The organism is Streptacidiphilus sp. PAMC 29251, from assembly GCF_054208735.2.
The window spans coordinates 4,731,560-4,757,113 of the sequence record NZ_CM135725.2 but is presented as its reverse complement, the minus strand read 5'-3'; the positions used below and the strand labels follow the sequence as shown (position 1 = coordinate 4,757,113).

At 71.0% G+C, this 25,554-nt stretch carries 27 protein-coding genes and 3 pseudogenes; 16 read left to right on the top strand and 14 right to left on the bottom strand.

Features of this window, described 5'->3' with window-relative positions; all coding sequences use genetic code 11:
• Positions 1 to 10: 10 nt before the first annotated feature.
• From ACXKR8_RS22310 to ACXKR8_RS22300, 3 genes are all read right to left on the bottom strand, one after another.
• The gene (locus tag ACXKR8_RS22310; protein ID WP_458274645.1) at positions 11 to 409 is read right to left on the bottom strand and encodes a DUF2516 family protein; all 399 of its coding nucleotides are present in this window, start codon (positions 407 to 409) and stop codon (positions 11 to 13) included.
• A gap of 169 nt (positions 410 to 578) precedes the next feature.
• Complete coding sequence (locus tag ACXKR8_RS22305; RefSeq protein WP_458274644.1) at positions 579 to 1,169, bottom strand: hypothetical protein; 591 nt, start codon at positions 1,167 to 1,169, stop codon at positions 579 to 581.
• Between the two features lie 13 nt (positions 1,170 to 1,182).
• The gene (locus ACXKR8_RS22300; RefSeq protein ID WP_458274643.1) at positions 1,183 to 1,599 is read right to left on the bottom strand and encodes a helix-turn-helix domain-containing protein; all 417 of its coding nucleotides are present in this window, start codon (positions 1,597 to 1,599) and stop codon (positions 1,183 to 1,185) included.
• 170 nt (positions 1,600 to 1,769) lie between these two features.
• On the opposite strand from ACXKR8_RS22300, the gene ACXKR8_RS22295 reads away from it, so the two are divergent.
• The 3 genes and pseudogenes from ACXKR8_RS22295 to ACXKR8_RS22285 all read left to right on the top strand — a co-directional run bounded on the left by ACXKR8_RS22295 (position 1,770) and on the right by ACXKR8_RS22285 (position 4,667).
• Entirely contained in the window at positions 1,770 to 2,528 is a 759-nt protein-coding gene (locus ACXKR8_RS22295) for a maleylpyruvate isomerase N-terminal domain-containing protein (protein ID WP_458274642.1), read from the top strand.
• A gap of 611 nt (positions 2,529 to 3,139) precedes the next feature.
• Positions 3,140 to 3,898: pseudogene (locus ACXKR8_RS22290) on the top strand (dienelactone hydrolase family protein).
• 220 nt (positions 3,899 to 4,118) lie between these two features.
• Positions 4,119 to 4,667: a DUF6368 family protein gene (locus tag ACXKR8_RS22285; RefSeq protein ID WP_458274640.1), complete on the top strand. Its 549-nt coding sequence runs from the start codon at positions 4,119 to 4,121 to the stop codon at positions 4,665 to 4,667.
• A gap of 72 nt (positions 4,668 to 4,739) precedes the next feature.
• Here the strand turns inward: ACXKR8_RS22285 and ACXKR8_RS22280 are convergent, their stop codons facing one another.
• The 4 genes from ACXKR8_RS22280 to ACXKR8_RS22265 all read right to left on the bottom strand — a co-directional run bounded on the left by ACXKR8_RS22280 (position 4,740) and on the right by ACXKR8_RS22265 (position 7,995).
• The gene (locus ACXKR8_RS22280; RefSeq protein ID WP_458274639.1) at positions 4,740 to 5,180 is read right to left on the bottom strand and encodes a hypothetical protein; all 441 of its coding nucleotides are present in this window, start codon (positions 5,178 to 5,180) and stop codon (positions 4,740 to 4,742) included.
• Between the two features lie 56 nt (positions 5,181 to 5,236).
• The gene (locus ACXKR8_RS22275) at positions 5,237 to 6,163 is read right to left on the bottom strand and encodes an alpha/beta hydrolase (protein ID WP_458274638.1); all 927 of its coding nucleotides are present in this window, start codon (positions 6,161 to 6,163) and stop codon (positions 5,237 to 5,239) included.
• Positions 6,164 to 6,194: 31 nt separating this feature from the next.
• On the bottom strand, positions 6,195 to 6,722 hold the full coding sequence (locus ACXKR8_RS22270) for a P-loop nucleotide/nucleoside kinase family protein (protein WP_458274637.1): 528 nt from the start codon (positions 6,720 to 6,722) through the stop codon (positions 6,195 to 6,197).
• Between the two features lie 319 nt (positions 6,723 to 7,041).
• Complete coding sequence (locus tag ACXKR8_RS22265; protein ID WP_458266773.1) at positions 7,042 to 7,995, bottom strand: transposase family protein; 954 nt, start codon at positions 7,993 to 7,995, stop codon at positions 7,042 to 7,044.
• 224 nt (positions 7,996 to 8,219) lie between these two features.
• On the opposite strand from ACXKR8_RS22265, the gene ACXKR8_RS22260 reads away from it, so the two are divergent.
• Positions 8,220 to 8,924 (top strand): Clp protease N-terminal domain-containing protein, encoded by a 705-nt coding sequence (locus ACXKR8_RS22260; protein ID WP_458274636.1) that lies wholly within the window; start codon positions 8,220 to 8,222, stop codon positions 8,922 to 8,924.
• Here the strand turns inward: ACXKR8_RS22260 and ACXKR8_RS22255 are convergent.
• A complete protein-coding gene (locus tag ACXKR8_RS22255; RefSeq protein WP_458274635.1) occupies positions 8,890 to 10,302 on the bottom strand; it encodes an MFS transporter in 1,413 nt (470 codons plus the stop codon). The two genes, ACXKR8_RS22260 and ACXKR8_RS22255, sit on opposite strands and share 35 nt — an antisense overlap.
• Positions 10,303 to 10,409: 107 nt before the next feature.
• On the opposite strand from ACXKR8_RS22255, the gene ACXKR8_RS22250 reads away from it, so the two are divergent.
• The 4 genes and pseudogenes from ACXKR8_RS22250 to ACXKR8_RS22235 all read left to right on the top strand — a co-directional run bounded on the left by ACXKR8_RS22250 (position 10,410) and on the right by ACXKR8_RS22235 (position 12,962).
• On the top strand, positions 10,410 to 11,303 hold the full coding sequence (locus ACXKR8_RS22250) for a LysR family transcriptional regulator (protein WP_458274634.1): 894 nt from the start codon (positions 10,410 to 10,412) through the stop codon (positions 11,301 to 11,303).
• A gap of 58 nt (positions 11,304 to 11,361) precedes the next feature.
• Positions 11,362 to 11,886 (top strand): AAA family ATPase, encoded by a 525-nt coding sequence (locus ACXKR8_RS22245; protein ID WP_458274633.1) that lies wholly within the window; start codon positions 11,362 to 11,364, stop codon positions 11,884 to 11,886.
• 67 nt (positions 11,887 to 11,953) lie between these two features.
• A pseudogene (locus ACXKR8_RS22240) lies at positions 11,954 to 12,130 on the top strand (sigma factor); the annotation flags it as partial.
• 223 nt (positions 12,131 to 12,353) lie between these two features.
• Positions 12,354 to 12,962 carry a sigma factor-like helix-turn-helix DNA-binding protein gene (locus tag ACXKR8_RS22235; RefSeq protein WP_462100639.1) on the top strand — a complete coding sequence of 203 codons (609 nt, stop codon included), beginning with the start codon at positions 12,354 to 12,356 and terminating at the stop codon, positions 12,960 to 12,962.
• 63 nt (positions 12,963 to 13,025) lie between these two features.
• On the opposite strand, the gene ACXKR8_RS22230 is transcribed toward ACXKR8_RS22235, so the two are convergent.
• The 3 genes from ACXKR8_RS22230 to ACXKR8_RS22220 form a co-directional block, all read right to left on the bottom strand.
• On the bottom strand, positions 13,026 to 13,433 hold the full coding sequence (locus ACXKR8_RS22230; RefSeq protein WP_458274631.1) for an SgcJ/EcaC family oxidoreductase: 408 nt from the start codon (positions 13,431 to 13,433) through the stop codon (positions 13,026 to 13,028).
• A 79-nt stretch (positions 13,434 to 13,512) separates the two neighbouring features.
• Positions 13,513 to 13,707 carry a hypothetical protein gene (locus tag ACXKR8_RS22225; RefSeq protein ID WP_458274630.1) on the bottom strand — a complete coding sequence of 65 codons (195 nt, stop codon included), beginning with the start codon at positions 13,705 to 13,707 and terminating at the stop codon, positions 13,513 to 13,515.
• A gap of 150 nt (positions 13,708 to 13,857) precedes the next feature.
• Positions 13,858 to 14,847, bottom strand: a complete 990-nt coding sequence (locus ACXKR8_RS22220) for a helix-turn-helix domain-containing protein (RefSeq protein WP_458274629.1) — start codon at positions 14,845 to 14,847, stop codon at positions 13,858 to 13,860.
• Between the two features lie 96 nt (positions 14,848 to 14,943).
• On the opposite strand from ACXKR8_RS22220, the gene ACXKR8_RS22215 reads away from it, so the two are divergent.
• From ACXKR8_RS22215 to ACXKR8_RS22195, 5 genes and pseudogenes are all read left to right on the top strand, one after another.
• A complete protein-coding gene (locus ACXKR8_RS22215) occupies positions 14,944 to 15,975 on the top strand; it encodes a saccharopine dehydrogenase family protein (RefSeq protein ID WP_458274628.1) in 1,032 nt (343 codons plus the stop codon).
• Positions 15,976 to 16,039: 64 nt separating this feature from the next.
• On the top strand, positions 16,040 to 16,867 hold the full coding sequence (locus tag ACXKR8_RS22210) for a class I SAM-dependent methyltransferase (RefSeq protein ID WP_458274627.1): 828 nt from the start codon (positions 16,040 to 16,042) through the stop codon (positions 16,865 to 16,867).
• A gap of 18 nt (positions 16,868 to 16,885) precedes the next feature.
• Positions 16,886 to 17,587, top strand: a complete 702-nt coding sequence (locus ACXKR8_RS22205; protein WP_458274626.1) for a hypothetical protein — start codon at positions 16,886 to 16,888, stop codon at positions 17,585 to 17,587.
• Positions 17,588 to 17,650: 63 nt separating this feature from the next.
• A pseudogene (locus ACXKR8_RS22200) lies at positions 17,651 to 18,069 on the top strand (helix-turn-helix transcriptional regulator).
• 10 nt (positions 18,070 to 18,079) lie between these two features.
• Positions 18,080 to 20,506, top strand: coding sequence for an ATP-binding cassette domain-containing protein (locus tag ACXKR8_RS22195; RefSeq protein ID WP_458274624.1), 2,427 nt, complete (start codon positions 18,080 to 18,082; stop codon positions 20,504 to 20,506).
• A 68-nt stretch (positions 20,507 to 20,574) separates the two neighbouring features.
• Here the strand turns inward: ACXKR8_RS22195 and ACXKR8_RS22190 are convergent, their stop codons facing one another.
• Complete coding sequence (locus tag ACXKR8_RS22190; protein WP_458274623.1) at positions 20,575 to 21,549, bottom strand: ADP-ribosylglycohydrolase family protein; 975 nt, start codon at positions 21,547 to 21,549, stop codon at positions 20,575 to 20,577.
• A gap of 69 nt (positions 21,550 to 21,618) precedes the next feature.
• Here ACXKR8_RS22190 and ACXKR8_RS22185 point away from each other — a divergent pair, with 69 nt between their 5' ends.
• Positions 21,619 to 22,773, top strand: a complete 1,155-nt coding sequence (locus tag ACXKR8_RS22185; RefSeq protein ID WP_458274622.1) for a beta-propeller fold lactonase family protein — start codon at positions 21,619 to 21,621, stop codon at positions 22,771 to 22,773.
• Between the two features lie 18 nt (positions 22,774 to 22,791).
• Here the strand turns inward: ACXKR8_RS22185 and ACXKR8_RS22180 are convergent, their stop codons facing one another.
• The gene (locus ACXKR8_RS22180; protein WP_458274621.1) at positions 22,792 to 23,577 is read right to left on the bottom strand and encodes a dienelactone hydrolase family protein; all 786 of its coding nucleotides are present in this window, start codon (positions 23,575 to 23,577) and stop codon (positions 22,792 to 22,794) included.
• Between the two features lie 49 nt (positions 23,578 to 23,626).
• Entirely contained in the window at positions 23,627 to 24,451 is an 825-nt protein-coding gene (locus ACXKR8_RS22175; RefSeq protein ID WP_462100638.1) for a TetR/AcrR family transcriptional regulator, read from the bottom strand.
• 62 nt (positions 24,452 to 24,513) lie between these two features.
• Here ACXKR8_RS22175 and ACXKR8_RS22170 point away from each other — a divergent pair, with 62 nt between their 5' ends.
• Positions 24,514 to 24,930, top strand: coding sequence for a hypothetical protein (locus tag ACXKR8_RS22170; protein ID WP_458274619.1), 417 nt, complete (start codon positions 24,514 to 24,516; stop codon positions 24,928 to 24,930).
• A 33-nt stretch (positions 24,931 to 24,963) separates the two neighbouring features.
• Positions 24,964 to 25,554, top strand: a complete 591-nt coding sequence (locus ACXKR8_RS22165) for a thiol-disulfide oxidoreductase DCC family protein (protein WP_458274618.1) — start codon at positions 24,964 to 24,966, stop codon at positions 25,552 to 25,554.

Below are 25,554 nucleotides of genomic sequence, written 5' to 3'. Positions count from 1 at the left end.
TCTAGTTTTTTTACCAGGGCCCGTAAGGACCCATGTGGTTCCGCTCGCCGTCCTTCTTCGAACGCCCGATCTTGCCGAATGCGCCGAGCTTCCCGGTGCGCTTCGGCGCGATCGCCCGCACCCGGGGGCGGACGTCCACCATGTAGACGATCGCCGCGACCAGGCCGATCAGGCTGAGCATCTGGGCCATGAACGGGATCGGCAGGAAGTCCACCGCCACCGCGAAGGCCAGGACCAGCAGCCAGAAGGTCTTGGTCTGCTTGTCGACCGCCGGGTACGCGGCCGGGCGGCGGATGGCCGCGTCGATGAAGGCGATGGCCTTGAACGCCAGCAGAGCGAGCGTCAGCCAGTACAGCCCTGTGTTGAACCCGTCCACCAGGGTGGCGCTCGCAGTCAGCTGCTCGACCATCACTTCTCCCTCGACCCGCTGAAATCCTGTTCGGATGTGGAGTGTCCCACGGGGCCGCTCCCCGGGGAGAGAACGAAAGGGACGCGCCGAGCGTGCCCGGCGCGTCCCTCTGCTGTGTTCTGCTGTGCGGTGTTCTGTCGCGCGGTGGTGCGGTGCTACCGGCGGGGCGTCACGCCTTGGGCGTGTTCTTCCGCGGCGTGGTCCGCTTGGCGGCGGGCTTCGGCGCGGCGGCGGGGGCCTCCGGCTCGGGCTCGACCGCGGCGGCGACGTCGGTCGCCTTGCTTGCAGCAACGTCGGCGACCTTGTCGACCTCGGCCGCGAAGGCGTCGGCCTTGGACTCCGCCTGGCCGGCGATGCCGACCAGCTCGTCCGCCGCGTCCTTGCGCTGCCGGTCGACGACGACCTTGCCGCGCTCGGCCAGCTCGTCGTACACCTCGCGGGCCTTGACGGCCAGCTCGGCGGCGCGGCCGACCGACTGCAGGGCGAAGTCCTGGGCCTTCTCCTGCAGTGACTTGAAGTCGCTCGGCAGGCCGGACACCGTCTCGCTGACCTTGGTCTGCGCCTCGGTCAGCCGGACCTGGGCCTCCTTCAGCCGTGCGGTCGCCCGCTCCTGCACGACCGTGCGGTCGGTGGAGGCCAGGGTCGCAGCCTTCTCGGGCACCTCGCGGAGCTTGGCCACCGCGAGATCGCCGACACCGGCCAGGGCGTACAGCGGGGTGGGGTCCGAAAGGGTCTTGCGCAGATCATCGTTGATGGGCATGGGAGTTCCTCCCCTAGTCGGGATCTTCCTGGGTCCTGCCGGCACTCGTCCCCGCTCCGGCCTCGGTGCCCGCGTCCGCCTGGGCGTTCGCGTTCTCCTTGAGGAAGGAGTCGTAGACGGCGAGCAGCACCTGCTTCTGCCGCTCGTTGATCAGTGAGTCCGCGAAGATCGCAGCCCGGAACTCCAGGCCGACCTCCTCGCGTTCGTCGAGGATCCCCGCCTGCACGTACAGCGTCTCCGCCGAGATCCGCAGCGCCTTGGCGATCTGCTGCAGAATCTCCGCACTCGGCTTGCGCAACCCGCGCTCGATCTGACTGAGGTACGGGTTGGACACCCCTGCGGCATCAGCCAGCTGACGCAGCGAATACTGCGCATGCCGCCTCTGCTCACGGATGTACTCGCCGAGCGAGCCGACGTTCAGTGAGGCCATGGCTCCACTCTGCACCCAGAGTGCTAACTATTGCAAGCACACCGCTTGCAACTGTGACCCATGTCGCGTGTGACTGATTGTGCCTGGACTCCGTAGGTGGCCAAGTGACAGGCCAGTGCGGCGTCCGATGGCCGCCAGCGTGCCGCCCGGCCGGTCGTGAACATGGGGCCATGAACGAACCACAGGCCTTCTTCACCACCCTGGCAGATCGATCGCCCGACGGGCCCACCGCATGCCGCGACTGGCGGGTGCGCGACCTCGTCGTCCACATCGCCGCCGGCGCCAGGGAGGAGTCCGAGCTGATCGAGGCCGCGTTGGCCGGGACTCCGGGCCGGCCGACGCGCCCCTTCGCTGAGCGGGAAGACGCCTTGCGTGTCCTGCCCTACCCGCGGCTGCTCGCCACGCTGGCCCACGAAGCCGCACGCTTGGACGCCGCCATCACCGACCTGACAGATATCGGCGGGACCGTGGAATTCACCGGCGCCCACCTGTCAGGCGCCGAGTTCCGCATGCACGGCCGGTCGGAGCTGGCCCTTCACCGCTGGGACGTCGTCGGCGACGACGACCTCGGCCAGACCCTGCTCGCACAGCCAGAACTCACCGCCCACGCGGTCAAGGTCCTCGCTGCGATGGACTCACTTCAGGAATCCCTGGCAGCACGCGTCGCGCGGGCATCCGGCGTGCCCGACGGATTCGCCTTCCGACTGGCCAGCCCCGACTGCGAGGACGTCGTCGTGCGCGTATCTCCGAAGCCGGAGTTCCGGCTTCTGGAACCAGGCCGGGACAGCGACGTCCTGCCGACCATGACCTGTTCTCCGTCCGATCGCCTGCTGCTGCTGTGGGGCCGGCGCCCGGGAGACGAGCGCGTGGAGGTCTCCGGGACGACCGCCGAGGAGACCCGCCTGATCGAGGCTGTTCTACAGGTCTGAGACACGGCCGCAGACCTGCCCGGCCTTAGCCGACAGGGCGGGCTCGACGACTCCGATCGGCTGACCCGGGGGGCGCGACGTTGTCGGCCAGGCACCGGAACACTCACTCACGTTGGATGGCCAAAGACGACAGGCTACTCGGCCAATCGGGACAGGCTTTTCGGCCATGGTCTGCGCTCGGCTCAGGAGTCCTCGGCTGGATCGTCCTTCGCCGGTGTCGGGACCCGCCTGAGCTGGTCCTGCCTCAGGATCCACATCACGGCGGGGATGCCGATCACAGCCCCCGGCGTGCTCTGAAAGGGCGGCGGGACGAACGCGACGCCGATGGCGGCCAGCGGTACCACAACGGCCGACCAGGCATGAATCACCCGGTGTCAGCACGGACTCCGCTGGCTGCGTACGGACTGTCGCTGCGAGGCACCCCGGGAGCCCTTGCGAAAACCTGTTAGCGGACCACGGCGGCCACTGCTAATCTGCCGGAGACCGTGCGACAGAACGAGGAGGTGGTACCCGTGAACGCAGTAACGACATGGGCGCTCCCCTCAGGGGTCATGGTCGGGCGATAGGTCGTCCGGGAGCGCCGTTCGCGAGCACTCCCGAAAGGCATGACCATGCGATTCACTTCAGAAGCAGCGCCTCGACGACGGCGTCCTCGAGCGTGAGTTCACCCTCGGCGAGATCCCCGGCATCCTGTGGACGCCCGGATCCGCATCCGGACCCGCACCGGCTTCCGCATCCGCACCGGCGCCGCTGATCCTGCTCGGCCACCCTCCCCTCGGGCTGCGCAGGATGTACCCCGACTGGTGGACCGGGCCCGGCACTCCGCGGCGGAGGGCTTCGCCACGGCCACCATCGAACTCCCCGGAAGCGGCGACCGGCCCCGTTGGCCCGCCGTCGATCAGGCCCGCGCCGACCTGCGCCGGGCGATGGCGGCCGGCGAGCCGGTCAGCGACGAGATCGTCGATGCCCTCATCCTCCCGCTGGTCGAAAAGGCGGTCCCTGAATGGCAGGCCGCCCTGGACGCACTCCTCGCGCTGCCCGAGATCGGCGGCCCGGTCGGGTACTCGGGGGGAGTGATCTCCAGCGGCATCCGGCTGGCGGTGGTCGAGCCGCGCATCGCGGCCGCCGGTCTGTTCGCCGGGAGTCTTGTGCCCCGCGCCATGTTCGAGGAGGCCCGGCGGGTCACCATTCCGCTGCACGTCCTGCTGCAGTGGGACGACGAGGGGAACGACCGGCAGGCGGCCCTGGACCTGTTCGACGCCTTCGGCTCCAAGGAGAAGTCCCTGCACGCCAACATGGGCGGGCACACCGGCGTCCCGCAGTTCGCCGGGGACAGCGCGGCGCAGTTCTTCACCCGGCACCTGAGGTAGCCACCGCCCGCCCCGATCACGGCGGTACCGGCCATCGCCTGTACCGCCGGTCGGGGCGGCGACGGGCGCGGGCACGGCTTCGGCTTCGGTCCGGCGCTGTCGCGTAGTGCACCGGCCACCACCGTCCCCCCTGCGATGATCGCCTCTTCACCCGGGACTGTGGCTATATGAGTCGCCAGGGCCGATCGACGGTGCGAAGATCCTGGCCATGGCAGGACCAGTGATCAGCATCGCGCTTCCGCAACCCTTCACTGACCAGCTCGAAGCCCGGTTGAACTCCTGCCTCGTGGAGCTGGTGACGCAATCGTTTGAGCACCCGAGGCCCGGATACTGGCATCTCTCGGTGGACCCGCTGCGCCTTGGGATCACCGAAAGCGACCGGGAAGGCCCCCGTCCCTTCCTGTTGGAGGTGGACGGCCCCGGCTACGGGGACGGTGACTACTTCGAGCAAGGCCGGTTCGCTGAACCGGAGTCCGAGTATCTGCCGGCGCTGCTGGGCTTCAAACCGGCCAACATGATCAGCGTCATCGCGATGTGCAATGGCACGGTCGACCACGCGGTCACGGCGCTTCTGACGGCTGCGATCACGGATGTCATCGGCGGCACGGCCGATGTCGAGCTCTTGGACCGCCAGGTCGACCTCGTCCGGACGCTGCCCGGATTGTTCCACCTGGCCACCAAGACACTCGACTACAGGCCCTTCGCCCTCGGAGCCGGCGCGTTCCTGCGTGCCTTCGCTGCGACGCCGAACTTTCGGCTCCTCAAGTAGCCCCGCAGCGGCCATCCCCGAGCGCTACCGGCAGTGAAGCAGCGGCGAAGCAGCGAGGACGGACGCGTCCGGTCAGCGGCGGCCGGTGGCCAGGATGACGAGGAACTGGCCGCCGCCCGGCTCGATGGCGGCGGTCACCGGCAGCCCCGGTACCAGTCGCGAGAAGCGGTCCACCAGCCAGTCCGCTGCCTCTTGGGCGTCCTTCCGGGTCGGACAGCGGCCCACCATCTCGCGGCCCCCCTTGCGCTCCAGCCTCCCGGCGACGGTGATCAGCGGCGCGGGTTCGACCACGTACAGGCGGTCCGGCCAGGCGATGTCCACCTTGACCGCGCCCTTGCGGGTGTTGCACCCGCGGTGCGCGAGCCGTTCGGCGACCTTGGCCTTCCGGTCGGCGGTCCGGCTGTCGACGCTGGGCCCCCGCGGGTCGTTCACCGACATGTCGGGGTCGACCGGTTCGTCGCACACCCAGCAGCGCCAGTTGTCGCGCTCGGCCACATCATCAAGGAGACTCACCCGACCAAACTAGCCTGCCGGCCGCCACCCCGCGTACCAGGGCCGGCAGACACCCTCTAAGGGCGGTGGCCACCCGTCAGGTGGTCCAGGAGGCCGGCCAGCTTTGCCGGCTTGAGCAGGAATCCGACGTGGCTGGTGGCGATGGTGTGCACGTCGTAGGGATTGTCGGGGGTCAGGGCGTCGGCTTCGGCGATCAGGCGGTTCTGCATGGCCAGCGGAAGGGACCGGTCGTCGGTGAGGCGGATGTACGTGCGGGCGACGGTGCCCCAGGTGTCGGCGTGGCCACGGGCATCGGACATCATCACCGCCAGGGATTCGTCCGGCTGAAGGATGTTGAGGAAGGCCCGGAACTGTTCATCGGTGCCGTCCGCCATGATCGCTGCCTTGAGGGCGGCGAGCAGGGTTGGGTCGGCGGTGCGGTAGTTCGCCCGGCCGACGCCGAGTTCAGCGGGGTTGCCGACGTTCAGAGAGGCCAGCGGCGCCATCAGGTTGTCGCCGAACTCGGGCTCCTGCATGTACTCGATAGGGTTCGCGCGCTGCACGCACGACCACGCGGAGATGTAGACGAGTCGGCTCACCAGGTCGGGGACGGTGTGGCCCACCCCGGTGATGGTGGTCCCGCCGAGGCTGGCGCCCACGAGTACCACCGGCCCGTGCTCGGCCAGGCGTCGGACGACGTCGACGACCATGTCGACGTTGTCCTGCAGGGTGACCGCGGCCAGCGTCGAAGGCTCGGCCGCCCACGCGTCGAGGTCCTGCGGCGCCTGGTAGGCGGCCGGGTACTGCGCGTCGAAGCCGTGTCCCGGCAGATCGACGGCGAAGCTGCGATGGCCGAGCAACGCCAGTTCACGCTGGACCGGAGCCCACATCAACGAACTGGAGCACGAGCCGTGCACGAGCACAAAGGTGGTGTTTGCCTCGCCGGCCTGCCGCGGACGAGAGGAGTGGGTGGAGGGAGAGGTGGATGTGGAGGTGGATGCCATATGGATCATTCCTATGGTTCGGACGGCCTGGTCAGCTGTCGGTGCATGTGGGCCAGTGGTCCACCGCCCACTCCGGCCAGCCCGGCCAGCCCGCCGGTGGGGCGGGAATCTCGCCGCCGTCGAGTTCGCCGCCGTTGAGTTCGGTGGCGTCGGGCACCTGGAACTGCTCGCGCCATCGGTCCACGTCGGCTTCGCTCATCGGGAACGTCTGATGCGGTTCCGTCGCCTGGCGGAGCGCGATGCGGGCGAGTTGGACCTCCTTGTCCACGGGCACGTAGACCACCTGGCACGCTGCCCCGGCCGACCGTGCCAGCCAGCGCAGCGCCGACCGTTCGTCGCGGCCCCAGAGCCCGTAGTCGAGCACCACGCTGGTCCCCAGCCGCAGCGCCTGCAGGGCGACCGAGATGAGCCGTCCTTCGAGCACCCAGCGCCTGCCGTCGGCCATCGAATCGCCGAAGAGCGGGACCATCCAGTGATCCGGGGTCAGTCGCAGCGCCGGGTGCGTCGCGGCGAGCTCCTTGGCCCGGGTGGTCTTCCCGGCTCCGGGGAGCCCGACCATCAGGAACAGGGTGGCGACACCCGGATCCTGCGTGACGACAGGTCCGGCCGGCTGCGGGCACGGGAATGGGATTTCGTCCGGTGAATCGAAACGTTGCGACTGCGACATTGCTCCCCTGATCAGGCAGGACGGCCCGGCAGCACAGATCTGGGCAGCGGCTGCCGGCGGGACTCTGATCGGGCGGTACGTCCTGGCACTGCCCCCGACCGGGGGCAGCCATGAGGCCGCGGTGACAGCGCAGCCTCGGGTACCGCCGCTAACGGCGCTGTGTGCGATTGAGGTCAGGGCGTGTCGGCCTGGCGGGTTGTCTGATGGGTGATCACCTCTCGGCAGCGCGGTCGGAGACCAGGCCGGCTACGGCTGTGTAGGTCTCGTCGAAGTCTTCGCGGCGGCCGAGGAAGCGTTGCAGGGTGCGCCATTGCTTGTGCTCGGCGTTGGCGTGCTCCACGCAGATGCGCTCCGACGACTGCTGGTGGCGTTCCGCGTTCCAGGCCGCGAGTTCCTGGGGTGTCGCGTCCTTCTTCGGTTTGAGCGGCGGAGCCTGGACCTGGTCGGGAAACTCCTTCGCCAGGCCCCGGTATCCGGCGTCGACCTTGGCTTTGACCTGTGGGAACTGCCTGAACAGGTCGGCGATTCCCTCGGTGCGCACCGCCGTCTGGTCGTGCATCCGCCCGGGGCGGAACGCCCCGGCCCACAGAGTCCGGCCCTGGCCGTCGGTGACGACGGTGGCCTTCTTGGTGTTCATCTTCTTTTTGCCCGAGACGAACGCACGTCGGCCGGGCTTGTTGGCGCGCGGGCGGCGGACCTGGACCTCGGTCCCGTCGAATCGCAGCTCGACGCCCTCGGCCGCCGCGTAGGCGAAGACGTCGGCCAGGGTGCGAAGCCGCAGCTCGGGATGGTCCTTGACGGCGAATCCGCGTGCGGCCAGCAGCGGTCTGATCTCACGGATCGCGCGGGTGACCGTGGAGCGGTCCACTCGGTACAGCTCGGCCAGGGCCGCGTGCGGGAGCTGGAAGCGCAGCGCCACCAGGGTCACGATGATCCGGTCCACGAACACCAGATCGTGGTCGGGGCCGGCCCCGGCCGCACGCAACCGCTCGTGGCCTCGGCGTTCACGCAGCCGGGATTCCTCGGCAGCAGTCCAGACGCCGGCGAGTTCGGCGACGAGTTTGCCGAGTCGCCGCGGCTGGAGGCCGGTGAAGATACGCTTGGACAAGGCCGTGCGGCCCGGGTGATGCGTCACAACACCACTCCACCGCACGGCCTGCTTCATGTCCGGGCAATACCACGATCGTTATTCGTACACCGCGCCGTAAGCGGCGGTAGTACGGGTGGTCATGGCGGCGCAGCAGCACATGTCCGCACCCTAGCCGACCCGGACGGCGAACCGTCGGCAATATTCCCCGTGCGGACGGGGCGGTTCCTGTGCCACGTATCCCCCGAACGGGTGTCAATTTCATCTTGACGATTGCAGGATCGTCAATTTACGATTGACGCATGAGCCCACTCGATATCAGCCTCGCCGACCTGATCGCCCGTCTCAACGAGGAACTCCCCGACGCCGGCGAGCTGGCCCGCATCAGCGAGGCACGCCTGCGTGCCCAGACCCTGTCCGACCTCGGGGACCAGCTCCTCGACCACTACGTCAGCAAGGCCAAGCAGGGCGGCGCGTCCTGGAGCGAGATCGGCGACGCCATCGGGGTGACCAGGCAGGCCGCCCAGCAGCGCCACACCCCCGCCCCGTTCGAGCAGTTCACCAACCTGAACCGGCACACCATCGTGCTGGCGCAGGAGGCCGCCCGGACGCACAAGCACGACTTCATCGGCACCGAACACCTGCTGCTCGGCCTGCTCGGCGAACCGCGGGGTCTGGCGTACGAGCTGCTGGTGGCGAAAGCCGGGTCGGAGCAGCGCGTGCGCGACGTGATCGAGGAGGCGATGCCGCCGGCCGGCGAGAAGGCGCTGCGTGGTCACATCGCGTTCCGGCCGGAGGGCAAGGAGGCCATCGAGCAGGCACTCCGCGCCTCGGCCGACCTCGGCCACGACTGGGTCGGCACGGAGCACTCGCTGCTGGGCCTGATCCGCACCGAGCAGGGCCTGGCCGCGCAGATCCTGCGCACCCTCGGCTTCACCCCGGACGAACTGCGCGAGACGGTCAAGGCCGAAATCACCGAACGCTCCGCGGCGCGCGACGAGCGGTGACGACAGGCCCGGTCGCCGCGGTGGACCGGGCAGGCCAGCGTCTGCCGTTCTCCCAGTAGGACTGGACCTCGTCCAGAGAACGGCCCTTTGTCTCGGGAGCGAGGAAGCGCACAAAGAGCCAGGCCAGGACGGTGACGCCGAGAAGGATCGAATAGGTCGTTGCGCCGCCGGCGGCATTGAGCAGGTCGAGGAAGAACCGGGCGACGAAGAAGTTCGTGGTGAGGTTCGTCAGCAGCATCACCGAAGCTCCGGCGCCGCGGAGGTGGTCCGGGAAGCCTTCCGCCGCAAAGATCCAAACCAGCGCTCCGAAGCCGGAGTTGAAGCCGATGGTGAAGACGATGAGGCCGATGAAGCCGATGAAGCCCACCGTCTCGGGGGCTCCGGTGGCGAACAGGAGCACCATCGCCGCGTGTCCCAGGCCCATGAGGGCGGTGCCCGTGAGCAGAGCGGGCCGTCGGCCGAACCGGTCGATCGTCAGGGCGCAGAAGAGTGCTGCTACAGCGCCCGCGAGTTGGACGAAACCGGGCAGCATCAGCAGCCCGAAGCTGTCGGTGTAGCCCATCTGCTGGAAGATCCGCGGACTGAAGTACACCATCGCGTTGATGCCTGTGGCCTGCACGAAGAAGCCCAGTGCGGCGACGAACAGCGTCAGCGTCCGGTAGCGGGGGCTCAGCATGGCGCGCAGGACACCCTGGAGTCGGACCCCGGCCCCGGCTCCTGGGCCGGCCTGCTGCTGGGCCTGCGGCTGCGGCTGCGGCTGCTGCTGGAACTGCTGCCGCTGCTGCCGGAGTTGGCGCCAGCGGCTGGTCTCGGGAAGCCGCACCAGCGTCAGGGCGCCGGTGAGGGCGAGGGCGCCGGGGACGGCGAGCATCAGTCGCCACTGCCCGCTGCCCGCGAGGAAGTAGCCGCCGAAGTAGCCCAGCGCGCACCCGAAGGCGGTGGCCACCTGGTACAGGACAGCGATGCGTCCGCGAGCGCGGGTCGAGGCTGATTCGGCGATGAGGATCGGGGTCGCCACGATGGCGATGCCTATCGCCGTGCCCTGGGCGAAGCGGCTCGAGTCCAGCCAGGCCGGATTCCTCGACGTCACGGCCGGCACGGTGGCCGCCAGGTACAGGAACGTCATCCAGAGCAGCGTCGTACGACGGCCGAGCGCGTTGACGAGTCTGCCGCTCAGCAGCGCGCCGACGATCGTTCCGGCTGCCGACGTGGCGTACAGCAGGCCTTGCTGAGTCGTCGTCAGGGCGAAGCGGTGGGTGACCAGCAGGAGTGCGCCGGCCATGGCAGTGGCGTCGTAACCGCAGGTCAGTCCCATGGCGATGGCCAGGAAGCCCACGTGGGTGTCCAGCCGGGGCCGGGCCGGTGGTGCGGGGATCAAGGGATCAGTCCCTTTCGGGTAGGGGGCGCGTGCCGCCGTTCCCCATGGAAGCGGTGCCGTTTCCATGCGTCCAATGAATCTTTTGGGCTTTCCGATAACCTCAGGGAATGGAAGACCGGCTGTTGCGGGCGTTCGTCGCGGTGGCCGACCACGGCACCTACGGCGCGGCCGCCCGGGTGCTGGCCCTGAGCCAGCCCGCGCTCAGCAAGCAGATCCAAGCGCTGGAGGGACGTGTCGGCGGCTCGCTGTTCCGGCGCGGCCGGCACGGCGCCGAGCCCACCGCGCTCGGCAGAGCCCTGCTCCCGGACGCCCGCGACGCGGTCGAGCGGCTGGACGCGTTCGCCCTGCGGGCCCGCCGCCTCGCCGCCGGAGGCACCGAGCGGCTCACCCTCGGCTTCGGCCTGTCGACGATCGACGTCGCACCGCGCGCCGTCGCGGAGTTCCGCCGCCGGCGTCCCCGGGTCCGGGTGACGCTTGACGACATGGCCTCGCCGGTCCAGATCGGACGCCTGCGACGCGGGGAGCTGGACGCGGGATTCGTGCGCCTCCCCGTCGACCGGGAACTGTCGGTGCTCGAACTCGGCGGGGACGAGCTGGTGCTGGCGGTACCGGGGGACGTCGACCCGTCGCCGGGGGCCGAAGCGCTGATCCGGGAGCTGGGGCTGGTGTCCGTGACGGACGTCGAAGGCCCCGGGCTGGGCGCGCAGGTCGACCGCTACCTGGCCGCGGTCGGGCTCCGGCCCCGCGTCCTGCAGCGTGCCCGCGACATCCGGACCGTGCTCGCCCTGGTGGCCGCGGGCGTCGGCGCGACGCTGGTGTCGGCCCGTGCCGGCGCCATCGCCCCGGACCTGCGCCTGATCCCCGTCGTCCATCCCGCCGCGCACTGGCGGATCGGGCTGGTGTGGGGGCGGAGCGAGCCGTCCCCGACCCTGGCCGCGTTCATCGAGACCACCAGGGACGTCGCCGAGGAGGTGGATCGCCCTGGCTTCGTGGCGAGTTGACCCTTGATGCACAGGTCCTCGCCGACGCACGGGCCCGGTCGCGCTAGCGTGGGGTCCCATGATCGTATGGCTGAACGGCACCCACGGCGCGGGCAAGACGACGACCAGTGCCCTCGTGCAGCAACTGCTCCCGGATTCAAGGGTGTTCAACGCCGAGAAGGTCGGTGAGACGCTCATGGACATCACCCCGGGGCTGCCCGGGACGGACAACTTCCAGCACTGGCCGCCGTGGCGGCCCCTCGTCGTCGAGACCGCCCGCCGCGTGCTGGACTACACCGGGGGCACTCTGGTGATGCCCATGACCGTCCTGGTCAAGGAGTACTGGCGCGAGATCAGCGCGGGCCTGGCTCACTACGGCATTCCGGTACGGCACTTCGTCCTCCACGCCGACCAGGACACCCTCCGCGGGCGCATCGCGGGGGACACCGTCCTCGGTCCCGACTCCCCCTTCCGGCTCCAGTACCTGGAGCCCTACGCCGAGGCGGCCCGCAGCTGGCTGCACGGCGAGGCCGAGGTCGTCGACACCACGCACCTCACGCCCGCCCAGGTCGCCCTGCGGATCGCCGAGTCCGTCAAGGGTTGAGGGCCGAGTGCCTGGGACCCTTGGGATAGGGTCGGCCGCAGCTGTGGCACCGGAGAGGCAGGGGACGATGGCGCCCGTCGCGGGGGACTTCGAGCAGCGGATCAACGGGTACCGGTCGGAGCTCCTGGCGCACTGCTATCGGATGCTGGGATCGGTCCACGACGCCGAGGACCTGGTCCAGGAGACCTATCTGCGGGCGTGGCGGGCCCGGGACCAGTACGACCAGGGCCGGGCGTCGGTCCGCACCTGGCTGTACCGCATCGCGACGAACGCCTGCCTGACCGCGATCGAGGGCCGGGGCCGGCGTCCGCTGCCGTCGGGACTGGTGGCTCCGAGCGAGGACCCGGCCGCGCCGCTGGTGCGCGGTGAGGTGACCTGGCTGCAGCCCCTGCCGGACGCGCTGCTCGGGGCGGAGACGCTGCTCGGGGCAGGCGCGTTTGCTCGGGGCGGACCCGGGGAGGGTCGCGGTGGATCGCGGGTCGCTGCGGCTGGCGTTCGTGGCGGCGGTCCAGCACCTTTCGGCTCGTCAGCGGGCCGCGCTGATCCTGCGCGACGTCCTGGGCTTCTCGGCGGCGGAGTCGGGAGAGATCCTCGGTATGTCGACGCCGGCGGTCAACAGCGCCCTGCAGCGTGCCCGGGGGCGACTGCGCGAGGCCGGAGTCCCCGAGGAGGAGGTCGCCGAGCCGTCCGAGCAGGAGGTGCGCGCGCGGATCGACCGGTTCGTCGAGGCCTTCGAGCGCGCCGACGTGGCCGCGATCAAGCAACTGCTGACCCATGACGTGCTGTTGGAGATGCCGCCGATGGTCAACTGGTTCATCGGCCGCGAGCACTACGGCACGTTCATGGACTGGGTCTTCTCGATGTGCAAGGACTGGCGGATGGTGCGGACCGCGGCCAACGGCCAGCCCGCGCTGGCGGCCTACTGGCGGGTCGAGGGCGGTGGCTACCACCTGCACACCCTGCAGGTGTTCACCGTCACCGCGGCCGGGATCAGCCGCAACACGGTGTTCCAGGACGCCGAGGTGTTCGCCGCCTTCGGGCTGCCGGAGGAGCTGGCCGGGACGGACGCGCGGTAGCCGCCACGCGTCCGCCCCACGCCCAGCGCCGCCCGCGGGTTGCGCCGGGCGCAGTCCCGAGCGTCAGTTCGGCACGATGGCAGGGCTGTTGTGGTAGGCCACGACCAGCCAGGCGCCGTCACGCTTCTCCAGCACCCAGGTGGCGTACACGGTGCGCTCGGCGGGGATCTCGGTCTCGCCCGGGAACCTGATGCCGGTCTCGCTCACCACGACCGCGGCACTCTCGCCGAGGAAGCGGATGCTGTCCAGCTTGTCGACGCTCGTGCTGCCCTTGAGGAAGGACGCGAAGCCGACGGCCATGTTCTCGCGGACGACCTCCTTGGACCTGCGGTAGGAGCCGGGCAGGATCGCGGTGGCGTCCTCCCGGTAGTCCGCGACGAAGGCGTCGGCGTCGCCGGCGTCCCAGGCCTGGTAGACGTTTTCCAGGACACCCTTGATGGCGGCCTCGTCGTGCGATCGGGTCACAGTCATCGTCGTTCGCTCCTCGTTGCTCGGATTCCGTAGGGCCTGCGACAGGCCCACCAGTACATACCGGCGGGGAACCCGGAACTCATCGCGCCTGACTGACGTACGTGTCCGGCCTGGCCGCTGCCTCGCGTTGTTCAAGCCATTCGAGGTACCAGCTGCCGAAGCCATGGCGTATTCCGTGCTTGTCGACATACGGCTCGAAGGGCGGGTTGGCCGCACAGTCCCGGTCCCGGAGTTCGCCGCGGTGCGGGCCGACGATGATGAGCCAGCCGGTCATTCCGCAGCCGTTGTCGCTGATCTGGACCGCTCCCCGGCCCCGTTCCAGATACCAGACCTCGTCGCCCGCGTCGCCGAAAACCCTGTGGTAGTCGTCCAGGTAGTCATCGTCGCGGGTGGTGGGCTCGTGCCTGGTTGACCGCCCTGCCGGTCAGGCCGGCCGCGCGCTGCGGAACGAGCGGCGGTAGCTGTCGGGCGGGACCCCGACGATCCGCTTGAACTGGCGTCGCAGGGTCGTGGCGGTGCCCATGCCGGTGGCGAGGGCGACCGCCTCGATGCTCTCGTCGGTGGCCTCCAGCAACTCCTGCGCGCGGCGGACGCGTTGGGTCAGCAGCCACTGGATCGGCGTCTGCCCGATCACCGACTGGAACTGCCGTCCGAGATTGCGCGGGCTGGTGTTCGCCTTCCGCGCCATGTCGGTCACCGACAACGGCTGGTCCAGCCGTTGCTGGACCCAGGCGAACAGATGGGCGAGCACGTGGTCGCCCTTGACCTGCATCGGCGTGGCCACGAACTGGGCCTGCCCGCCGGCCCGGTGCGGCGGCGTGACCAGGCGTCGGGCGACGGAGTTGGCGATGGCGGCGCCGTGGTCGAGGTGGACCAGGTGGAGGCAGAGGTCCACGGCGGCGGCCTTGCCCGCGGCGGTGAGCACACTGCCGTTGTCCGTGTAGAGCACGTCCGGGTCGACCAGGGCCAGCGGATGGCGTGCGCTCAGCTCCGCGGCGTGGGCCCAGTGGGTGGTGGCCCGCCGGCCGTCCAGCAGGCCCGCGGCGCCGAGCAGGAACGCCCCGGTGCAGAGGGAGGCGATCCGGGCGCCCGACTCATGGGCCGCGCGCACGGCTTCGACCAGCTCGGCCGACGGCGGATCGTCGACGTCGGCGCAGGCGGGCACGATCACGGTGTCGGCGCCGACCAGCCGGTCGAGACCGTGCTCGGGCTCGACCATGAACGGGCCGACCCGTACCGGTCCGGTCCCGCAGAGCTGGACGTCGTACCAGCCCCCGGTGGCTTCGAGCGGGGGATTGCCGAAGATCTCATAGGCCACCGCCAGCTCGAAGTGCAGCAGGTGACCGGCCGTCAGCACGGCGACGGTGGGTGCAGCGGGCACAACGGGCGCAGGCACGACGGGCGCGGTGGGCATGTCCGAAAGTGTACGCATGATGTCGTTCCGGACCATCACCGTCGGCTCCGGTCCGCGGCCACACTGGACTCATCAGCACCGGAGAAACGGGGAATCATGAGCACAGCGGCAGCAGTGGTGGTCTACGGGGCGACCGGGCACACCGGCCGTTTCATCGTCGCCGAACTGCGGAGGCGCGGCTTCACCCCTGTCGTCTCCGGCCGCAACGCGGCCCGGTTGCAGGTGCTGGCGGCCGCGTGGGGCGATGTGGAGGTGCGGCCGGCCACGGTGGACGACGCGGGCTCGCTGGACCGGGCCCTGGCCGGTGCGGCGGCCGTGATCAACTGCGCCGGTCCGTTCGCGGTCACGGCGGGCCCGGTGGTCGAGGCCGCGATGCGCGCGGGGATCCCGTACCTCGACGTCGCGGCGGAGCTGGAGGCGAATGCCGGGATGTTCGCCGACTACGCGGAGGCCGCCCGGAAGTCGGAGACGCCCGTGGTGCCGGCCATGGCCTTCTACGGTGGACTGGGCGATCTGCTGGTCACCGCGGCGATGGGGGAGTGGACCGCCGCGGACGAGGTGCACGTGGCGTACGGGTTGAGCAGTTGGCGCCCCACGACCGGCACCCGGGAGGCCGGTGAGGTTTCCCACCAGCGACGTGCCGGCCGGCGGGTGCGGTTCGCGGACGGCGCGCTGCAGTACCACGACGACCAGCCGTGGGAACAGGACTGGATCTTCCCCGAGCCGCTGGGCCGCCGGACGGTGGTCGCCGAGTTCACCATGGCCGATGTCATCACCGTGCCCAGCCATGTGGCGGTGCCCGAGGTCCGCACCTATATGAGCGTCGAAGCCGCCCGGGACCTGGCGGGAGAGGACACGCCGGCCCCGGAGGCGGTCGACGAGCTGGGACGGTCGGACCAGACCTTCGTGGTCGACGTCCTGGTCCGCGCGGACGGCGTCGAGCGCCGCGCCACGGCCCGGGGCCAGGACATCTACGCGATCACCGCGCCGCTGGTGGTGGAGGCCGTCCAGCGGATCCTGGCCGGGCGGACCCGCACCACGGGGGTGGCCTCGGCCGGCGCGATGTTCGACGCGGCGGACTTCCTGCGGTCGCTGGCGCCGTACCTGTCGGTCGAGCTTCCGCACTGACCGGCCGCGGCGGCGGACACCCGGCGCGCCTGGCTGGCCCGCGCCGGTCTGCCAGAATCGCGCCATGGCTGAGCACGGCACCGAACATGGCACCCAACACGGCACCGAACGCGGATACCTGCTGGACAACGCGCAGTCCGAGGCGGGTGTCCGCTTCGCCGCCCTGGCCGAGCTGTTCGACCCGGTGACGTTTCGTCATGTCGACCGGCTCGGGATCGGCGCCGGCATGCGCTGCTGGGAGGTCGGCGCCGGCGGTCCCTCGGTCCCCCTCGGGCTGGCCGAACGGGTCGCCCCCGGGGGCACGGTGGTCGCCACCGACATCGACGTGTCCTGGACCCGGGACATCGCCGGCAGCGCGATCGAGGTGGTCTCCCATGATGTGGCCGCCGACCCGCCGCCGCCCGGCGGCTTCGACCTGGTGCACGCCCGGCTGGTCCTGGTGCACGTCACCGACCGGGCCGAGGCGCTGCGCCGGATGGTCCAGGCGCTGCGGCCCGGCGGCTGGCTGCTGCTGGAGGACGCCGACCCCGCGCTGCAGCCGCTGCTGTGCCCGGACGAGTCGGGTCCCGAGCAGCAGCTCGCCAACCGGCTGCGGTCCGGCTTCCGCAGCCTGATGGCGGCGCGCGGCGCGGATCTCGGCTACGGGCGGACCCTGCCCAGGGTGCTCCGCGAAGCCGGTCTTGACGAGGTGCAGGCCGACGCGTACTTCCCGATCACCTCGCCGGCCTGCGCCGTGCTCGAGGACGCGACGGTGCGGCAGATCCGGCACCGTCTGCTGGAGGCCGGTCTGGCCACCGACGAGGAGATCGACCGCCACCTGGCGAACGTCGCCACCGGGCGGCTCGACCTGGCCACCGCCCCGATGATCTCCGCCTGGGGACGCCGCGGGTAGCGGTGGCATGATGCAGCCGTGGATCTCGCCGAGCAGGTGTACCAGGAGCGGTACCGGCCGACCGGACGGATGACCGCGGCACTGATGGGCGGCCGGGTCGCGTTCCGGGTGGATGCCGACGGGGTCACCCTGGGCGGCCTGCCGCCGCGCTACCGATCCTCGACGGCGTTCATTCCCTGGCCGGACGTGATGTGCCTGCGGCTGTGGGAGCACCCGGCCGGTCGCGCCCGGATCCCCTGCATCGCCGTCGTGCGTCACCCGGGCGGCGCCGAACTGCCGCGGGGCTTCGGCTACGGACGGTTCAACCGTCGGGTGACCGGCCAGGAGGCCAGGGCCAGTCGGACGATACGGATGTGGTCGTTGGACGTCGAGCGGCTGCGCACCGTCATGGCTGAGGTCGCCCCGGGCAGGACACTGGCGGGGGACCTCACCGTCCAACCGCCGTCAGCGGTCCGCAGCAGGCGGTTTCTGCTCCGATCCCTGCGGCGGCAGTTGCTCGACCACGTCCTGTGGAAGGCCTGCGCCCCACTCATGATCTTCGGCAGCCTGGTGACGGTGGGTTCGGACCTCGTCGAAGGAGGCGGCCCGGGACGGGGGGCCGACGCGACCGTAGGGGCGATCGCGGGGGTGCTCGCGGTCGCCTGGCTCTGGTCGGTCCCCGTCGCCGTGCTGCGCCGTCGGCGGCGCAGGCCCGGGCACGGCCCCGGCCGGGACTGGTGACCGCGTCGGGACCTTCCCCCGAACGCCGGGGCGGGCTGCCGCTGCCGTGCGATGCTGGGGAGCATGAATCTGGAGGACCTGGTTCGGCTGCGTCGGGCCCGGGACAGGATGGACCGCGACTACGCCCAGCCGCTGGACGTTCCGGCGCTGGCGACGGCCGCCCTGATGTCGCCCGGGCACTTCTCCCGCAGTTTCCGGGCCGCCTTCGGGGAGACCCCTACAGCTATCTGATGACCCGCCGGGTCGAGCGGGCGAAGGCGCTGCTGCGGCGGGGCGACATGAGCGTCACGGACGTCTGCTTCGCGGTCGGCTGCACCTCGCTGGGCACCTTCAGCACCCGCTTCAGCGAGCTGGTCGGCGAGAGCCCCAGCGCCTACCGGGCCCGCTCGCACGAGGACGGCGCCGACGTCCCGGCCTGCCTCGCCAAGATCCACACCCGACCGGTCAGGATCAGAGAAGCAAAATCCACCGACGCCCCGTAGCGTCGAAGCCATGGAGACCAACCTTTCGCACGTCGGCGACAGCCACGATCTGATCCGGGTGCACGGCGCGCGGGTGAACAACCTCAAGGACGTCAGCATCGCCATCCCGAAGCGCCGGCTGACGGTGTTCACCGGGGTCTCCGGCTCGGGCAAGAGCTCGCTGGTGTTCGGCACCATCGCCGCGGAGTCGCAGCGGCTGATCAACGAGACCTACAGCGCCTTTGTGCAGGGCTTCATGCCGACGCTGGCCCGGCCCGAGGTCGACGTCCTGGAAGGGCTGACGACCGCGATCATCGTCGACCAGCAGCGGCTGGGCGCCGACCCCCGCTCCACGGTCGGCACCGCCACCGACGCCTACGCGATGCTGCGGATCCTCTTCAGCCGGCTCGGGAAGCCGCACATCGGCTCGCCCAAGGCGTTCTCCTTCAACGTCCCCTCCATCAGCGGGGCGGGTGCGGTCACCGTGCAGCGCGCCGGGAAGACCGTGAAGGAGCGGCGCAGCTTCAGCGTCACCGGCGGCATGTGCCCGCGCTGCGAGGGCCGGGGCGCCGTCTCCGACATCGACCTCACCCAGCTCTACGACGACTCCAAGTCGCTGGCCGAGGGCGCGCTCACCATCCCCGGCTACACCCCGGGCGGCTGGAACTACCGGCTCTACAGCGAGTCGGGCTTCTACGACCCGGCGAAGCCGATCCGCAAGTACACCAAGAAGGAACTGAACGACTTCCTGCACCACGAACCGGTCAGGATGAAGATCGCGGGCATCAACATGACCTACGAGGGTCTGATCCCGCGGATCCAGAAGTCCTACCTCGCCAAGGACCGGGAGGGGATGCAGCCGCACATCCGGGCGTTCGTGGACCGCGCGGTCACCTTCACCACCTGTCCCGAGTGCGACGGCACCCGGCTGGCCGAGGCGGCCCGGTCCTCGCGGATCGGCAAGGTCAACATCGCCGACGCCTGCGCGATGCAGATCAGCGACCTGGCGGAATGGATCCGCGGCCTGGACGAGCCTTCGGTGGCGCCGCTGCTCGCCACACTGCAGCAGACGCTCGACTCCTTCGTCGGGATCGGCCTCGGCTACCTCTCGCTGGACCGGCCCTCGGGCACGCTGTCCGGCGGCGAGGCGCAGCGGGTCAAGATGATCCGCCACCTCGGCTCCTCGCTCACCGATGTCACCTACGTCTTCGACGAGCCCACCATCGGCCTGCACCCCCATGACATCGGCCGGATGAACGAGCTGCTGCTGCGGCTGCGGGACAAGGGCAACACCGTGCTGGTGGTGGAGCACAAGCCGGAGCTGATCGCGATCGCCGACCATGTGGTCGACCTCGGCCCCGGGGCCGGTACGGCGGGCGGCGCGGTCTGCTTCGAGGGCACTGTCGAGGGGTTGCGGACCGCCGGCACCCTCACCGGCCGGCACTTCGACGACCGGGCCGCGCTCAAGGAGTCGGTGCGGAAGCCCACCGGCACGCTGGAGATCCGCGGCGCGACCACGCACAATCTGCGCGACGTCGACGTGGACATCCCGCTCGGGGTGCTCGCGGTGATCACCGGCGTGGCCGGCTCCGGCAAGAGCTCGCTGGTGCAGGGGTCGTTGGCGCGGGGGTCGCTGCGGCAGTCGTCGGGCGGTGGTGCCGGGAGCGGCGGTGTGGCAGGCGGTGGCGTCGAGGGGGTGGTGTCGATCGACCAGGGCGCGATCCGCGGCTCGCGGCGGAGCAACCCGGCCACGTACACCGGGCTGCTCGACCCGATCCGCAAGGCGTTCGCCAAGGCCAACGGCGTCAAGCCGGCGCTGTTCAGCGCCAACTCCGAGGGCGCCTGCCCCGGCTGCAACGGCGCCGGCGTCATCTACACCGACCTGGCGATGATGGCCGGTGTGGCCACCGTCTGCGAGGAGTGCGAGGGGAAGCGGTTCGAGGCGTCGGTGCTGGACTACCACCTCGGCGGACGCGACATCAGCGAGGTGCTGGCGATGCCGGTGACCGAGGCCGAGGAGTTCTTCGGCGCCGGCGAGGCGCACATCCCGGCCGCGCACGCCATCCTCAAGCGGCTCGCCGACGTCGGACTCGGCTACCTCGGCATCGGCCAGCCGCTCACCACCCTCTCCGGCGGCGAGCGGCAACGGCTCAAGCTGGCCACGCACATGGCCGAGAAGGGCGGCATCTACGTCCTGGACGAGCCGACCGCCGGGCTGCACCTCGCCGACGTCGAGCAGCTGCTCGGGCTGCTCGACCGGCTGGTCGACTCCGGCAAGTCGGTCGTCGTCATCGAGCACCACCAGGCGGTGATGGCGCACGCCGACTGGATCATCGACCTCGGCCCGGGCGCCGGGCACGACGGCGGCCGGATCGTCTTCGAGGGCACCCCGGCCGACCTGGTCGCCGCCCGCTCCACCCTCACCGGCGAGCACCTCGCCGCCTACGTCGGCGGCTGAGCCGCCTGTGTCGGCAGGCCGACCCGTCTGCGTCTGCGTCGGCGGCTGACGGGGGACGTTCAGCGGGCTCAGCGAGCCCAGCGGCTCCAGTCGGGGATGGCCTCGCGGGCCTGTCGCCAGGCCGGCGGCAGGCCGTCGGCGCCGGTGCGGGCGGCTACGACGCCGCCTGCGATCGCGCAGGTGGTGTCGCGGTCGCCCCACCCGGAGACGGTCTGCCACAGCGCCTCAGTGAGGTCGTCCGGATGCCCGGCGGCGGACCACAGGGCGAAGGGCACCGTGTCGGGGGCCGAGATCAGCGTCCCCGAGCCCAGCACCGACGCCGCGTGCCGGACCGAGGTGCGCTCGGAGAAGCCCGCGGCGACCAGTAGCCGGGAGCGGACGTCGCTCTCCGGCACATGCGCGGCGGTCTCCCGGAGGAACTCGGCGCGCGGCGCGGCGTCCTGGCCCGCGCCGGCGGCGGCCAGGGCCGCGGCGACCGCCACCGCCACGGCGCCCGCGACGGCCTCCGGGTGGGCGTGGGTGGCCAGCGCGGACAGCCGGGCCTGGGCGGCCGCTGCCGCCAGGTCGTCGTGGAACCAGGCGCCCAGCGGGGCGACCCGCATCGCGGCGCCGTTGCCGTAGGACCCCTGGCCGCCGAACTGCCCGGTGGTGACGGTCCGCCAGTCCTCGCCCGCACCGATGCGGCGCAGCACGCTGTGCATCGAAGGGCCGTACTTGCGCCCCTGGTCGCGGGCGTACTCGGCGGCGAACTCCGCTGCCAGGCCGTCCTGGCGGACCTCCCCGTGCGTCATCAGATGGGCGTGCAGGACGAAGGCCATGGCGGAGTCGTCGGTCCACAGCCAGGGTGTGGGACGCAGCTCCCGCGCGGCCCACAGTTCCTCGACGGGCTCGTCGGAGCGGGTGAACCAGCTGTCACCGAAGGCGTCGCCCATGACCAGCCCGTCCAGACTGGCGTGGGCGTGGGCGTGGGCGTGGGCGTGGGCGTTGGGGCCGGGGCCGGGGCCGGGGCCGGGGCCGGTGTCGGCGGGCTGGGACGTGCTCATGGCGGGGCTCCTGCGGATCATTGGGCGACACGGCATTCTCGTTGATCTTCCGGTCCCTACGATGACCGTATGCGTGAACTGACTGCTTCGCCGTCGCCGATCGAGTGGTGGTCGGAGACCACGTCCGGCGTTCGCCTGGTCACTCTGCAGAGCGTGGTGTTCCGGAGCGTCCGTGGTGGCACCGGCGACGCGGTGGTGATCGCCGCCGACCGGAACCGGTCGGGGGGCGGCCGCGAGCTCCTCTATCTGGAGGTGGGGCCCGAAGGCGTCAGGGAGGTGCTGGTGGAAGAGGTGACGGCGGCCACCCCTGCCCTCTGCGCCGGCCCGGACGGCGCCCCGTGGATGCGGATGTCGCTGCTTGAGGACGGCTCGGACCAGGAGCCCGACACGGTTCTGCCGCTGCGCGGGCGGAGCGGCTGGGAACAGCCCCCGCGCACGTCCCCCTTCGCCGGAGACTTCGTCGGCTGGATCGGAAACCGCGCCTTCTGGCACCTGGACGACGTCTTCGACACCCGCAGGCCGGCCCGGATCCAGGCCGCCGACCTCAGCTCCGGCACCAAGGGTCCGCGGCTGCGGTTCCGGTGCCCGGTGCGGCTGCCCCTGCCGCAGTCACGCGACGCCGTGGTCTGCACCGGCGGGACGCACCTGGCCGTACTCGCGCTGGACGACGAGCCGATGGGGGCTGGGCCGGAGATGGCCGGCCCGGAGACGGCTGGGCCGACAAGCCTCGCGATGCTGCGCGTCCTCGCTCCCGACACCCTCGCCGTGGTCCGGGAACTCCCGGTCGTACGCGACCCCGACGAGGCGTTCCTGCTGCTCGCCGAGGCCGCCCCGGACGGCGCCGCGCTGCTGTACTCGGTCGCCGACGACGGCCGCGTCACCGCGGTCCGGCTCGACCGCAACGGTGTGCGGTCTGCCACCCCGGCCGGTGCTCTGCCTGCCGCGCCCTTCTCCGTCTGGCAGGTCCGCGGCCCTGGACACCACGCGCTGCGCTTCACCACGGAGCACAGCAGCGGCCTGCTGGTGCTGGACGGCGCCACCCTGGTGGCACGGTGGGTCGGCGGCCCGCACCGCTATGTCGACACCGTCCAAGGACGCGAGGTGCCCCTGGGCGCGGACTGGGCGGACCCGGTCCTCAGTGGGGTCGCCACGACCGGCCAGGGCCATGCCCTGGTCCTGACCCGGGAGGACAACCCCCCGCAACTGGCCCTGTTGTTCGTCTGAACCGGGGCGCCGCCAGGCTCAACCGGCCTCGGCGGCGAGCTGCCCGTGGAGCGTCTCGTTGATCTTTGCCCAGGTCAGGGCCGCCGCCCGGGCGTCGTAGTCGTCCGGACGCGCCTCGCAGAGGAAGCCGTGGTGGACGCCGGGGATCAGCACGATCTCGTGCGCCGCCTCGGCGTCGCCGAGCAGCGCCTCGATCTCCTTCACCTCGGAGACCGGGACGGCGTGGTCCTGGTCGCCGTAGAAGCCGAGCACAAAGGTGCCGTTGGCGGCGATCAGCGGGGCGTCGGTCATCGGCGGGCGCGGCTCGGCGACCGGGATGCCGCCGTGGACGGTCCACCCGCCGTAGGCGGAGACCGCGAGGGCGAACGGAAGGGTGGTGGCGGCGAGCACCGCCAGATGGCCGCCGAAGCTGAACCCGACCACGGCCGCCCGGCCGTTCGGCGCATGCCGCGCGGCGGCCAGCCGGGCGGCGTCGATGTCGGCCAGCACCTCCGCGCGGTCGATCGCGCGCAGCAGCTCGAAGCCGCGGTCCCGCCCGGCCGCGCCGTACGGAAGCGCGGCACGCGGCTCACGGCGCCAGTGGATGTCGGGCGCGACCACCGCGTACCCCTCGGCGGCGAGCCGTTCCACCACGCCGCGGATGTCGGCGTTCAGGCCGAACAGCTCGGGTAGCACCACCACCGCCCCCGCGGCCTCCGGTCCGGCCGGCCTGGCCGCGTAGCCGGCGAACCCGGCGGCGATCTCGACCCACTCGGTGACGACGTTCTGCGGCGAAGACGGCGAAGACGGCGAAGTATCCGACATGGTGACAACTCCCCTGTGCATGAAGGTTTTTGAGACAGCGACTGCGACGCTATGCCATTCCCCGGGCTCGGACCAGCGCGTCCACCCCGTCCAGGATCCGTTCCAGGCCGAAGCGGAACTCGCCGTCCATCCCGTCCTCGTCCTCCAGCGAGCCGGAGTTGATCGCGGTGTGGACGAAGGGGAACCGCTCCGGGTCGATCAGCCGGGCCAGCAGCACGCCGTAGTTGCGCATGGCCTGCTCCGGGCTGAGGCCGGCCGCCGCCGCTCCGGTGGTGAGGTCGGCGATCTGCCGGGCCTCGTTCCGGACGAAGCCGCTGACCAGCAGCATGGTCGAGAGCTTCTCCTGCTCGCTGAAGCCGGTGCCGTGCAGGGCGGCGAGACCGGCCTCCATCCAGGCCAGCTGGCCCGGGGTGAGCGGGGGGCCGGCCAGCGGGATGTAGAGCACCCACAGATTGGCGTAGAGGGCGTCGTGCTGCCCCCGGGCCCAGTGGGTGAGGGCCTCGCGCCAGCCGGCGGCGTCCGCCGGGAGGGGCTCGGGCCGCCCGTAGGCCACGTCCACCATCAGCGGGTACAGCTCGTCCTTGGTCGCCACATAGCGGTAGAGCGACATCGGCGAGGAGCCGATCTCCTTGGCGACCCGCCCCATGGAGACGGCGGGCAGCCCCTCCCGCGCGGCGACGTCCACCGCGGCCTGGACGATCCGCTCCAGGCTGAGCCCGCGCCGGGGCCCCTTGGTCGGTTGTTCGCGCAGCCCCCAGGCCGCCGCGAGGCTCGCCGGAATGCCGGGACCAGGGGTGGAGCTGCCGTCCTCGCTCATGGTCGCTGATCCTACGCAGCGCCGCCGGAACTCGTACTTGAACATGTTCAAAAACATGGCTACAGTCCTGATCAACGCAGAAGTTGAACGCGTTCAAGAATTCCCACAAGGGGTGGAGCATGAACGACACGGTCAGCACGTACGTCATCTACCTGGTGCTCAGCATCGGTCTCACCATCTGGGTGGCCCGGACGCTCAGCCGCAGCGGCAACGTCTTCCTCGCCGACGTGTTCCAGGGCAACGAGAAGCTCGCCGACGCCGTGAACCACCTGCTGGTGGTCGGCTTCTACCTGGTCAACCTGGGCTTTGTGGCGCTCTGGCTGCGCGGCGGCGACACCGATATCACCGACGTCCCCGGCATCTTCACCGCGCTGTCCTACAAGGTCGGCACGGTGCTGCTGGTGCTCGGTGTGCTGCACCTGATGAACGTCTACGTGCTCAACCGGATCCGCCGCCGCGGCCTGATGGACGGCGAGCAGCGTCCGCCCGTCCCGCCGCAGGGCTGGACCCCGCCCGCCGCCCCGCTCCAGGCCTGAGCCGAGCCAGTGGCAACGACGGCGACAACCACGATGACCGCAGCAACACAGGGTGCCGACCGGGGCTTCAGCGACGCCCCGGTCCGCCGCCTCACCGTTCTCTACGACCAGGACTGCCCGCTCTGCCGCCATGTCCGCGGCTGGCTGGAGCGGCAGAGCAAACTCGTCCCGCTGGACTTCGTGCCGGCCGGGACGCCGCAGGCGCGGCAGTGCTTCCCGGCGCTGGACCACTCCAGGACGCTGCGCGAGATCACCGTCGTCGCCGACGCCGGCCAGGTCTACGAGGGCGCGGCGGCCTGGGTGGTCTGCCTGTGGGCGCTGCGCGCCTACCGGCCGATGTCGCACCGCTTCGCCACGCCGAGCGGGGCCCAGCTCGCCCGGGGCATGGTGCTCAGCGCCGCGAAGTGGCGGCAGAGGTCCGCGACCACCGGTCGACCGACTGCACAGGGGAGAGCCGGTCGGCCGGGAACGTCCCCCTCCACCCCGGAGGGCCCGTGGAGCTGGAACGGGACGTCGTGGGAGCCGTCCAAGTACCGGGTGCTGCCGGCCCCGGTACGGCCGCCGCAGCCCGCCGAGCGGCTGCCCGCGCCCTGCGAGGGGCACTGCGGCACCCACGACGACTAG